General features: G+C 54.2%; 11 protein-coding genes. 8 read left to right on the forward strand and 3 right to left on the reverse strand.

Features of this window, described 5'->3' with window-relative positions:
* Positions 1-191: 191 nt before the first annotated feature.
* The 4 genes from lolB (at position 192) to AC3Y5R_RS13245 (ending at position 4,088) form a co-directional block, all read left to right on the forward strand.
* On the forward strand, positions 192-818 hold the full coding sequence (lolB, locus tag AC3Y5R_RS13230; protein ID WP_489921719.1) for a lipoprotein insertase outer membrane protein LolB: 627 nt from the start codon (positions 192-194) through the stop codon (positions 816-818).
* Entirely contained in the window at positions 815-1,705 is an 891-nt protein-coding gene (gene ispE, locus AC3Y5R_RS13235; protein ID WP_489921720.1) for a 4-(cytidine 5'-diphospho)-2-C-methyl-D-erythritol kinase, read from the forward strand. The genes lolB and ispE overlap by 4 nt, the downstream gene beginning before the upstream one ends.
* A 140-nt stretch (positions 1,706-1,845) precedes the next feature.
* Positions 1,846-2,793: a ribose-phosphate diphosphokinase gene (prs, locus tag AC3Y5R_RS13240; protein WP_124232585.1), complete on the forward strand. Its 948-nt coding sequence runs from the start codon at positions 1,846-1,848 to the stop codon at positions 2,791-2,793.
* 116 nt (positions 2,794-2,909) lie between these two features.
* Positions 2,910-4,088 (forward strand): GGDEF domain-containing protein, encoded by a 1,179-nt coding sequence (locus AC3Y5R_RS13245; RefSeq protein WP_489921721.1) that lies wholly within the window; start codon positions 2,910-2,912, stop codon positions 4,086-4,088.
* A gap of 36 nt (positions 4,089-4,124) precedes the next feature.
* On the opposite strand, the gene ychH is transcribed toward AC3Y5R_RS13245, so the two are convergent.
* Positions 4,125-4,406: a stress-induced protein YchH gene (ychH, locus tag AC3Y5R_RS13250; protein WP_489921722.1), complete on the reverse strand. Its 282-nt coding sequence runs from the start codon at positions 4,404-4,406 to the stop codon at positions 4,125-4,127.
* A gap of 264 nt (positions 4,407-4,670) precedes the next feature.
* On the opposite strand from ychH, the gene pth reads away from it, so the two are divergent.
* The 3 genes from pth to AC3Y5R_RS13265 all read left to right on the forward strand — a co-directional run bounded on the left by pth (position 4,671) and on the right by AC3Y5R_RS13265 (position 7,041).
* Positions 4,671-5,258, forward strand: coding sequence for an aminoacyl-tRNA hydrolase (gene pth, locus AC3Y5R_RS13255; RefSeq protein ID WP_489921723.1), 588 nt, complete (start codon positions 4,671-4,673; stop codon positions 5,256-5,258).
* A gap of 108 nt (positions 5,259-5,366) precedes the next feature.
* A complete protein-coding gene (locus tag AC3Y5R_RS13260; RefSeq protein ID WP_489921724.1) occupies positions 5,367-6,602 on the forward strand; it encodes a hypothetical protein in 1,236 nt (411 codons plus the stop codon).
* A gap of 19 nt (positions 6,603-6,621) precedes the next feature.
* Positions 6,622-7,041: a CesT family type III secretion system chaperone gene (locus AC3Y5R_RS13265; protein WP_489921725.1), complete on the forward strand. Its 420-nt coding sequence runs from the start codon at positions 6,622-6,624 to the stop codon at positions 7,039-7,041.
* Between the two features lie 60 nt (positions 7,042-7,101).
* Here AC3Y5R_RS13265 and AC3Y5R_RS13270 read toward each other — a convergent pair whose 3' ends face one another.
* Positions 7,102-7,752 carry an EAL domain-containing protein gene (locus tag AC3Y5R_RS13270; RefSeq protein ID WP_489921726.1) on the reverse strand — a complete coding sequence of 217 codons (651 nt, stop codon included), beginning with the start codon at positions 7,750-7,752 and terminating at the stop codon, positions 7,102-7,104.
* Positions 7,753-7,890: 138 nt separating this feature from the next.
* Positions 7,891-9,372, reverse strand: a complete 1,482-nt coding sequence (locus AC3Y5R_RS13275) for a SulP family inorganic anion transporter (RefSeq protein ID WP_489921727.1) — start codon at positions 9,370-9,372, stop codon at positions 7,891-7,893.
* 350 nt (positions 9,373-9,722) lie between these two features.
* Here AC3Y5R_RS13275 and ychF point away from each other — a divergent pair, with 350 nt between their 5' ends.
* Positions 9,723-10,814, forward strand: a complete 1,092-nt coding sequence (gene ychF, locus AC3Y5R_RS13280) for a redox-regulated ATPase YchF (protein ID WP_489921728.1) — start codon at positions 9,723-9,725, stop codon at positions 10,812-10,814.
* Positions 10,815-11,289 lie beyond the last annotated feature (475 nt).

The raw sequence follows: 11,289 nt of genomic DNA on the forward strand, positions 1-11,289 counted from the left end.
GTTTTGTGAGGCGCATTCTACAAGATGCGCGAGATCAAGAAAAGCCATCCTTCAACGATCGCTGTAACAAGATATAGCCGTCAGCCATCAAATAAGACAAATTCAGCATTGACGCCGCCCCCACGGGCCGATAATTTGAACGGTTACTTTTGGGCATGTACGCCCGACCGGAGTCTGAGGAGCTGACCCCTATGTTATTGCAGAATCGCCGCCTGACGCGGCTTCTCCCGCTTGCCAGCGTGTTACTGGCCGCCTGTGGCCTTCATCAGCAACCCCAGGGCCCGGGACAGAGCGTCACCTCTCCGCAGTGGCAGCAGCATCAGCACGAAGTGCAACAAATTACTCAGTATCAGACCCGTGGAGCTTTTGCCTATCTTTCCGATAGCCAGAAGGTCTATGCGCGTTTCAACTGGCAGCAAACCTCACCAGACCGCTACCGTCTGCTGCTGACAAACCCGCTGGGCAGCACCGAACTGCAGCTGGATGCGCAGGGCAGCGTGGTGCAGATTGTCGATAACAAAGGCAAGCGCTACACCGGTAATGATGCGGAGAGCATGATCGCTCAGCTGACCGGGATGGATATTCCGCTCGCTAACCTGCGCCAGTGGATGGTCGGCCTGCCGGGTGACGCAACGGATTATTCACTGGACGACCAGTACCGCCTGCGTGAAGTGAACTACAGCCGTAACGGTCAGCAGTGGAAAGTGGACTATTCCGGCTACGACAGCAGGCAGCAGCCCAACCTTCCGTCTAATATGGAACTGCACGAAGGCAGTCAGCGCATCAAACTGAAAATGGACAGCTGGACGGTTAAATGAGTGCAGGCACCGTTCAATCCGCCCTTCCGGCCATCGTGAAATGGCCGGCACCCGCTAAACTGAATCTGTTCCTCTACATCACCGGCCGTCGCACCGACGGCTATCATAATCTGCAGACACTGTTTCAGTTTCTGGATTTCGGTGACGAGCTGACCATCACGGCCAACAACAGCGGCAGCATAAAGCTGCTGACGGCGGTAGAAGGCGTGCCGGAGGAGGAGAATCTGGTGGTACGCGCCGCGAAGCTGTTACGCCAGCAGGCTCAGCTGCGCGGAACGCTGCCGGAAAATGCGGGAGCCACCCTGGCGATTGAAAAAAATCTGCCTATGGGCGGTGGCCTTGGTGGCGGCTCTTCCGATGCCGCCACCGTGCTGGTGGCACTGAATCACTACTGGAAAACCGGCTTCAGCCTTTCCGAGCTGGCCACCTTCGGCCTGCAACTGGGCGCGGATGTGCCGGTGTTTGTGCAGGGATTTGCCGCGTTTGCTGAAGGGGTTGGCGAAGAGCTGACGCCGGTGGCTCCGGCAGAGAAGTGGTATCTGGTTATTCATCCTGGTGTACACATTTCCACCCCGGCGGTTTTCACCGATCCGGAGCTGATCCGTGACACACCGCGACGGAAAATCAGTGAGTTATTACTGGCCGATTACGGTAATGATTGTGAGCCAGTCGTAAGAAAACGTTTTCGCGAGGTTGAACAGCTTGTTTCCTGGCTGCTAGAATACGCGCCGTCGCGCCTGACTGGTACCGGCGCTTGTGTGTTTGCTGAATTCGACACCGAGTCTGCTGCCCGCCAGGTGTCTGAGCTTGTTCCGAAAAAGTGGCAGGGCTTTGTCGCGCGAGGCGTTAACGTTTCGCCACTGCACCGTCACCTTTCGGCGCAATAAAGAGTCAGTGACAATCTCACCCTGTTCCTGAGGTTGCACTGCGCTCGATACTACACCCGTATGAACCCGTCAGCGGTATACCGCCCAGTGCTGCTGACGACGATGTTCATTCTCTGGACGCAAAGCCTGAGGTTCTTCTCGTGCCTGATATGAAGCTTTTTGCTGGTAACGCCACCCCGGAACTAGCACAACGTATTGCCAACCGCCTTTACACTAGCCTGGGCGACGCCGCCGTCGGTCGTTTCAGTGATGGTGAAGTGAGCGTACAAATCAATGAAAATGTACGCGGTGGTGATATTTTCATCATCCAGTCCACCTGTGCTCCTACTAACGACAACCTGATGGAACTGGTTGTGATGGTAGATGCCCTGCGCCGCGCTTCCGCTGGTCGTATTACCGCCGTTATCCCTTACTTTGGTTATGCCCGTCAGGACCGCCGCGTGCGTTCTGCGCGTGTGCCGATCACTGCCAAAGTGGTGGCGGACTTTCTTTCCAGCGTTGGTGTTGACCGCGTACTGACTGTGGATCTGCATGCTGAGCAGATTCAGGGCTTCTTTGACGTCCCGGTTGATAACGTTTTCGGCAGCCCGATCCTGCTGGAAGATATGCTGCAGATTGGTCTGGAGAACCCGATTGTGGTTTCTCCGGATATTGGTGGTGTGGTTCGCGCCCGTGCGATTGCCAAACTGCTTAACGATACTGATATGGCTATCATCGACAAACGCCGTCCGCGCGCCAACGTTTCACAGGTGATGCATATCATCGGTGACGTTGCCGGCCGTGACTGCGTGCTGGTTGATGATATGATCGACACCGGCGGCACCCTGTGCAAAGCCGCTGAGGCGTTGAAGGAGCGTGGAGCCAAGCGTGTATTCGCTTACGCCACGCACCCGATTTTCTCCGGCAACGCCGTGGAAAACCTGCGTCATTCCGTGATTGACGAAGTGGTGGTTTGCGACACCATTCCGCTGCCGGAAGAGATCAAAGCCTTGCCAAACGTGCGTACCCTTACGCTGTCCGGCATGCTGGCTGAAGCAATCCGTCGTATCAGCAACGAAGAGTCTATCTCTGCGATGTTTGAACACTGATAGCCAGGGGACGGGTTCGCCCGTCCCTTTTTTTCATAAACAAACCTGTTGGGTCTTTTGAGCACAATTAATTAATGCTATTTTGCTCAGATCGATTTTCCAGGAATATTCTTAAAATGGCGCTCGACGTCTATACCCTGTTTGTCTGTGAACTCTATGTGCTGTTTTTCCTCAGCATCATCATGGTTTTTGCCTGGAAAGGGTCACAGTACAACCCGGTACTGGGCTTTCAGTGTCTGTCACTGGTTATCTCTATCGTTGCGGTATTTCTGAGCAGCCTGCGCAGCGAGGGACAACTGTTCTGGCCGGTAGCGGTCGGCAATATTCTGGTGATGCTGTCCTACAGTTTGCTGGTGCTGGCCTTCCGATCGTTTCGTGGCGCTTCTTACGGCTATTTATGGCTGTCTGGCCCGCTAATCTGGGCCGTGCTCTGCCTGTTCCCGCAGTTTTACTATTCAATGCCGAACCGCATTCTCGCCAGCTGTGTGTTATGCATCATTTACACCGCCTGGATGATCTTCGAATTACGCAAATCGCGAGCAACCCTTCCCGTCACCTACTGGCCTGCACAACTGCTGTTGTGGATCCACCTGCTGTTTCATGTGGCGCGCGCGTTGCTGGATGGCGGCATTCCCAGCCCGCTGGATGGTGCGATTGGCGGCTCTACTTTCTCGGTCTATGTGATTCTGGAATCGATCATGATGGTGATTGGACTGACGTTCACCATGCTGGCGATGGTCAATGAACGCACACAGATTAAATACAAACAGGCCTCATTGCTCGATCCGCTGACCGGCGTCTGGAACCGCCGCGCACTGTTTGAAAAAGGCGAAGAGCTGGCCCGTTCATGCGATAAAAACGGCCAGCCGCTGACGGTAATGCTGTTTGATCTGGACCATTTCAAAAGCATCAATGACCGCTTTGGCCATACGCAGGGCGACCGGATCCTGGTCGATTTCTGTCGCCAGGTGAAGCAACTGATGCCGGTAAAAAGCTGTTTCGCCCGGCTGGGTGGAGAGGAGTTTGCTGCAATCGTCAGCGCCAGTGAAAGCGATGCACTGCTGTGCGCCGAAAGGATCCGTTACGCGGTGGAAAATGCATTACCGGAGGGCGTGAACTACACGGTGAGTATTGGCGTGGTAACCGGCACGGGGCCTGACCATCAGATCGCTACGCTGATGGTGGCCGCCGATGAGGCACTGTATCAGGCGAAAGTATTGGGCAGAAACCGGGTTACGCTGTTTGTGCCTCAGAGGGAATCAGAGCCAGAAATAATTGAAGCGATACTGGTCTGAGAACACAAACTTTGCGCAACCGGCTGATGCCAGCAATCAATGCTGTATATGGCTGGAATTCCTGCGGCAGCGTTTATCACCGTAATGACGCACCCAATAGTAGCGATCGGTGACTTTTTCACGGCCGCTGATGCGCGCGCCTACCAGCCAGAGCAGTGCGCCAACAAAGATACTGAAGATGGCACCATGAACCATAAATTGAGGTAACTGCAACTGCGGCAGCTGATTCAGCACGGAGTAACCCACTCCCACCACCATCACCACCAGGCCCAGCACCATCAGAGCATTACCGGTAATATTGGCATGTTTACGTCTCATCTCTCACCTCCAGAAGTCAGTGCAAAGCGCATTCCCGCGCTGTAGTGCCATAAGTTTATGCAATGGTTAATGGTTCGGTTGCGGGACAGATCACATTTGTTGCTCAAACTTTGACAAATCTTTACGTGCAATAAGCTGATTTATCTATAGAAACGGCATTATAACCACCCTCAACTATTGCGTGGCGGCTCACAATTTTGAGTTCTTCGACCGCTCTTAGTACACTACCCCCCTTCTCCAAGCACTCCTCAGGAATACAAACAAGTGAGCAGCATCAAACTGATTGTCGGTCTGGCCAATCCGGGCGCTGAATACGCCGCAACGCGCCATAACGCCGGTGCCTGGTATGTCGATTTACTGGCTCAACGTCACAATCAGTCGTTGAAAGAAGAGAGTAAGTTCTACGGCTACACCGCGCGGCTGAACATCGGCGGTGAAGATGTCCGCCTGCTGGTTCCCACCACATTTATGAACCTGAGCGGCAAGGCCGTGGCGGCAATGGCGACGTTTTACCGCATCACTCCGGAAGAGATTCTGGTCGCGCATGATGAGCTGGACCTGCCGCCGGGCGTGGCGAAGTTCAAGCAGGGTGGCGGTCACGGCGGCCATAACGGCCTGAAAGACATCATCAGCAAGCTGGGCAACAACCTGAACTTCCATCGCCTGCGGATTGGTATCGGCCATCCCGGCGACAGAAACAAGGTGGTTGGCTTTGTGCTGGGTAGACCTCAGGCAGCCGAGCAGAAGCTGATTGATGACGCGGTGGATGAAGCGGCACGTTGCACCGAAGTCTGGCTGAAGGACGACAGGCTGAAAGCGATGAACCGGCTGCACAGCTTTAAGGCTGGCTGAAGCTTTACCCTGGAACTTTCCTCCAACTCCCTACACTCACCCTTTTAGCAACTATAACGTGGCACGCCCGTCGTGCCTGTAGACCCGTTACCGTTAAGAGGGATTACTGTGCCATCACCCATCTCCGGGAGAATTCCCGTTGCCCCTGACAGCCGAGACATACGCAATCTGCGATCAAACGACAGAGTTAACATCCGGCTGGCGCTTGAGCCGGGCAACCGCGCGCACCGCGACTGCGAGGTAAAAGTCAGCCGGCAGCAGTTCGATGCATTACAGGTCGCCAACCAGGCGATCGGTGATACCCACCGCATTCTCTTTATGGGTGTGGGCGATCAGCGTTTTCATTCACTCAGTACCAATGCTGAAACGTTAAAACGTCAGTTGGTAATGCGTAAACGAATCAAAGAAGAAGACATGACGCCGCTCAGCAGCATGTGGGAAGCAAAACGTTATCGTGTGGGTAACTGCGGTGAAATGGCGATGGTCTGTGCACAGCTGATCGCCAGCTCCGGCTTAAATCAGCCCGTCTCTGTCGTGGAGACACGCGGCAGAACCGATCACACCTATGTGGTCATCGGTGACCCGAACTCGGACGAGGAGAAGGTCATCGCCGATCCCTGGGCACTCTTCAGTCGCGCGATGCTGGAGAAAAACTTTCACTACGCGAGCGCAAGATCGCGGGTGGTGCATGAATTTACACCGCAATACGATCCTGGAATGAAAGCAGCCTTCACCCGTGGCGGTATGGTAAGCCGTGCTGAAGTGGAGCGTGAATTTGCGGATTTCGATGATGCGCTGGGCAATCCTGGCAACCAGGAATTGATCCGCAAGGCAGTATCAAAAGGATGGGTTTACGATCAGTTTCACGCCTCAAATAACCTTGGTGAGTCTTACCGCTATGGTTCAGGACGTGATAAGCGCTATGTGGATCAGAATATGACCAAAGCGGAATACCAGGAAATTTACAGCGGCCCGCGTCCTTCGGCTCCGGAGCCCCCCCCTCGTCGTCAGTCTTTTGCCGCAGAACGTCCATCTACTGCACGCCGCCAGTCCTTTGCCGCAGAACGTCCATCTACTGCACGCCGCCAGTCCTTTGCCGCAGAACGCCCAACTACTGCGCGCCGTCAGTCCTTTGCCGCAGAACGCCCATCTACTGCGCGCCGTCAGTCCTTTGCTGCCGAGCGGGAACCACGTTATTCAACCTATCAATCCCGACCGCCTGTTGTGGAAGTGCGTGACGTTCAGCCCGGCTCGTCACGTCGGTCACATCATCACCGCAATCGCGACCGGGAGAGCGATCTGAACAGTCGCAGTGCCCGTTTTGCATCGTTCTTTTTCCGCTAAAACTTTTTAAGAGGCTAGCATGACTGGTTCTGTCACCCTGAAAAATTTACTGATGCCACTGCTGCAGGCCCCGGGTCAGACCGCGCCGAAGCTGGACGTGTCAGACAGCTATACCCTGTCACTAAGTCAGGATTTAATTCTGGAACTCAGCGAAACCCCGCCGGGGTTTCTGACCCTCAGTTGCCTGATCGACATTCCCGAAGCACGCTATGACGAGTGGGAAACCCTGGCCATTCTGCTGCAAAGCAATCTGCTGGGGCTGGAGCATCCGCCAGTTATTACCGGATTGCTGATTGAGCAAAAAAAAGTGATCCTCTGGACTCGTCAGCCGTTTGTGGTAATGGATACGCAATCAATGAAGGTGCTGGTGGAACGCTTTGCCCGGCAGGCTGAGTATGTACAGGCCTGGCTGCTGGAGCCAGAACCTGTTGTGGAGTGACCCTGAACGTATTGGGCAGAGTCAAAGTGCACATTGTCGGTGATGCGGTAAACGCACTACTCAGTGAAGTCCCGCATCCATATCGCCCAGCGCCATCATCGGCAGATAGTACCCCTGCACCGCCCAGATCTTGCTGGCCGCCAGCTTTTCCAGCTGTATCTCACACTGCACGCCTTCGACAATCACCCGGTTGGTGTACTGGCGGATATTGGCAATCAGAATGCTGAAGAAGGGTTTGCTGACGTTATCCAGATAAAACTGGCGATCCAGCTTCACCGCCTCAAACATCTTTGACTGCAACGCATTGAGGTTGGCATCACCGGCGCCCAGGTCGTCCAGCCACAGGATATTGAGCTGATCGGTCAGCGCCCGCAGCATCGGGTTGTTTGGCCCGTCATGCAGGTTGGGGAAATCCTCGGACAGCTTCAGCCGCACAAACGGCAGATGCCCGAGAATGCGCTGGATAAAGGCAGACTCCACCACTGCCCGTGCCAGCTGAAAATTGATCGTCAGGCAGCACAACAGGCCATGCTGCCGGAAGTAGTCCGCATACTGTTCAATCGTCAGCAGCTGATTCAGCAACCGGGTTTCCGGTTCCTGCTCTGCTGAAGCGTTGTTCCGGGCAGGCTGCTGTTCAATCTGAGTGAGATCCAGCGCAATGAGCTCACCAGTAAGGGTATGGATCGGGACGCAAATGTAATTATTTATCATGCTGTCGTGCCAGTGTTCGGGCGTCCTGCCAGTGGTAAAAATCGTCGTACAAATAAACTTTAGACGTTCACTCTGTAACATGAGAATCAATACGACGATTTTTATGTATATCGGCAGGACCGGCGACAGCTTTATGCATTAACCCCGGTCAGAGGCAACTTTATAATCCGGATCGTCCAGTTCATGGCTGCAGAACGGGCCGGCCTGCTTTAACAGACTGATGCAGTCTTCGCTAAGATGGCGTAAACGCACGCTTTTTCCGGCAGCAACATAACGGGCCGTCAATTTATCAATAGCCTCAACGCCGCTGGAGTCCATCACCCGGGTGCGGGCAAAATCGATCACTACTTCCTGCGGATCTTTTTCCGGATGGAACAGCTCATGGAAGCTGGCGACCGAACCGAAGAACAGCGGCCCTTCCAGCTGATAAGTCATTTGCTCTGCGTTCTCCTCCTGCGAGAGGATAGTAATGCGCGCGTGCTGCCAGGCAAAAACCAGCGCCGAGATAATCACGCCGAAGATCACCGCCATCGCCAGGTCGGTGTAAATCGTGACCACCGTCACCGCGATCATGATCACCGCATCAGGTTTCGGCATGCGCTTCAGGCGGCTTAAGGAACTCCATTCGAAAGTGTTTATGCACACCACGAACATAATGCCCGCCAGCGCCGCCACCGGCAGCAGGGCGATGTATTTCGACAGGCTCACCACAAACAGGATCAGCAGGATTGCGCCCACCAGATTGGAGATGCGCCCGCGACCGCCGGAGGTGAAGTTAATAATCGACTGACCGATCATCGCACACCCGGCAAAGCTGCCGAAGAAGCCACAGATAGTGTTGCCAATGCCCTGCGCCACGCACTCTTTGTTACCGTCGCCTTTTTTACTGCCCATTTCGTCGAGAACGGCCAGCGTTAACAGCGACTCTATCAGCCCGACCAGCGCGATAATCACTGAATAAGGCAGCACAACCTTCAATGTGGCCCAGCTTAGCGGTGCCTCAGGCAGGTGGAAGAACGGCAGCGTGCCGGAGATATCCGCCAGATCCCCTACCCGTTTGGTGTCCAGCCCAAAGCCGATGGCAATGGCACTGATGGCTATCAGCGCAGCCAGCGAGCCGGGGATCACTTTGGTGAATTTCGGGAACAACCAGACAATCAGCATCGCCAGCGCCACCAGCCCGTACATTACCGGCCCCTGGTTCTTAATCATCGGGATCTGCGCCAGCGCGATAACAATCGCCAGGCCGTTAACGAAGCCGTAAATAGCCGGTTGCGGCACCAGGCGGATAAATTTCCCCAGACGGAACAGGCCAATCGCCAGTTGGATCAGCCCGGCAAAGATGGTCGCCAGCAGCACATACTGATAGCCATGGGTCTGGATCAGGCTGACCAACACCACCACGATGGAGCCAGCGGCCCCGGAGATCATGCCGGGCTTGCCGCCGAACAGCGCGGTGACCAGCCCAAGGATAAAAGCGGTATGCAGACCGATGGTCGGCGACAACCCGGCCAGCAGCGAGAAAGCGGTGGCTTCCGGTATTAAAGCCACAGAGACAACAGCGCCCGCCAGGACGTCATTCTTCACATCGGCAGCTCTGAGGTTGCTCAGATTGAACATGCTAATTTTCCATTATAATAATGCAGGGACTGCGCCGCTGGTGGATGGGCACAGAAAGACTCGCCAGAAGGACGAGAAATGCGACAGGCGTTGCCGGGAGAGGGAAACTCAGGGTGGCGTAGGCAGCGAGCGATGCATCTGCGGGGGGTCTCCGTCAGTTGTCAAGTTGTGTCAGTATCAGGGAATGTGAGCAAGATCTCAACCCTCTCCCGCCAGTGCTGGCTGGAAAACAGCGCCATCCCGACGATAATTACGTGTATAATGCGCGGAAACTTGCAGTGATAACACTCTCAGACACATCAGCGGATTGCACAATCCACTGATTATCAAGCGATTAAGGTGATTCAAACATGGGATTCAAATGCGGTATTGTGGGCCTGCCAAACGTCGGGAAATCCACCCTGTTCAATGCGTTAACCAAAGCGGGCATCGAAGCAGCAAACTTCCCGTTCTGTACCATTGAGCCGAATACCGGCGTGGTGCCAATGCCTGATTCCCGTCTCGACAAGCTGGCGGAAATCGTGAAGCCACAGCGCATCCTCCCGACCACCATGGAGTTCGTGGATATTGCCGGTCTGGTGAAAGGCGCTTCCAAAGGTGAAGGCCTGGGCAACCAGTTCCTGACCAACATCCGTGAAACCGAAGCTATCGGCCACGTGGTGCGCTGCTTCGAGAATGACAACATCATCCACGTAAACAACAAAGTTGACCCGGCTGATGATATCGAAGTGATCAATACCGAGCTGGCGCTGTCCGACCTGGATACCTGCGAACGTGCATTGCAGCGCGTGCAGAAGCGCGCCAAAGGCGGCGATAAAGACGCGAAAGCCGAACAGGCCGCGCTGGAAAAATGCCTGCCGCACCTGGAAAATGCCGGGATGCTGCGCTCTCTGGGCCTGAGCGAAGAAGACAAAGCGGCAATCCGCTACCTGAGCTTCCTGACGCTGAAGCCAACCATGTATATCGCCAACGTTAACGAAGACGGTTTTGAAAATAACCCGTACCTGGATCAGGTTCGTGCGATTGCCGGGAAAGAAGGTTCTGTAGTGGTGCCGGTGTGCGCCGCAGTGGAATCCGATATCGCCGAACTGGAAGACGCTGACCGCGAAGAGTTTATGGCCGAGCTGGGCATCGAAGAGCCAGGTCTTAACCGCGTGATCCGCGCCGGTTACTCCCTGCTGAACCTGCAGACCTACTTCACCGCTGGCGTAAAAGAAGTGCGTGCCTGGACCATCCCTGTTGGCGCGACTGCCCCACAGGCCGCCGGTAAAATCCATACCGACTTCGAGAAGGGCTTTATCCGCGCCCAGACCATCGGCTATGAAGACTACATCACCTACAAAGGTGAGCAAGGCGCGAAAGAAGCCGGCAAGATGCGTTCAGAAGGTAAGGACTATGTCGTTAAAGATGGCGATGTGATGAACTTCTTGTTTAACGTATAACCGAGGATATGATAGATTTCCCTGAACACTAAGATATAACTTGCTTTATCTTGAACCATATAAACACAGCTGGTATATAGTTCATACCATTAGTTTACACGAGATCCGGCGCAGCCTTGGATTACAAAACTTCAGCTATAAGTGGAGATGCAAAAGGTATCTTCCACTTTCAAGTGAGTACAATATTGAGTGCAAAAAAATGAAAATATATAAAATATAAATAAATCATTAAGTTATAAAAATAATCACGACTCAACGTGTAATGAGTTTCTGCTGTCTCATGCGATCTCAAAGCATCGCATGAATACTGACAACCCCTTAAAAATCCACGCTACTGCGTGGATTTTTGCTTTCATGGCGTCTCAGGGTTTTAATTGACCTGCCCCCAGGATTTGTAATGATGTTATGGACGCCCCTCCCTGAAGTAGCCAGTGCCATACTCTATTGACTGCAATTAATTCAGGAGTGATATCAC

The sequence above is a fragment of the Erwinia sp. 009765445 genome (assembly GCF_058137865.1).

Excerpts from the sequence above, each read along its gene's own strand:
- lolB (WP_489921719.1), top strand. The coding sequence starts at position 192 with ATGTTATTGCAGAATCGCCGCCTGACGCGGCTTCTCCCGCTTGCCAGC.
- ispE (WP_489921720.1), top strand. The coding sequence starts at position 815 with ATGAGTGCAGGCACCGTTCAATCCGCCCTTCCGGCCATCGTGAAATGG.
- AC3Y5R_RS13245 (WP_489921721.1), top strand. The coding sequence starts at position 2,910 with ATGGCGCTCGACGTCTATACCCTGTTTGTCTGTGAACTCTATGTGCTG.
- ychH (WP_489921722.1), bottom strand. The coding sequence starts at position 4,406 with ATGAGACGTAAACATGCCAATATTACCGGTAATGCTCTGATGGTGCTG.
- AC3Y5R_RS13265 (WP_489921725.1), top strand. The coding sequence starts at position 6,622 with ATGACTGGTTCTGTCACCCTGAAAAATTTACTGATGCCACTGCTGCAG.
- AC3Y5R_RS13270 (WP_489921726.1), bottom strand. The coding sequence starts at position 7,752 with ATGATAAATAATTACATTTGCGTCCCGATCCATACCCTTACTGGTGAG.
- AC3Y5R_RS13275 (WP_489921727.1), bottom strand. The coding sequence starts at position 9,372 with ATGTTCAATCTGAGCAACCTCAGAGCTGCCGATGTGAAGAATGACGTC.
- ychF (WP_489921728.1), top strand. The coding sequence starts at position 9,723 with ATGGGATTCAAATGCGGTATTGTGGGCCTGCCAAACGTCGGGAAATCC.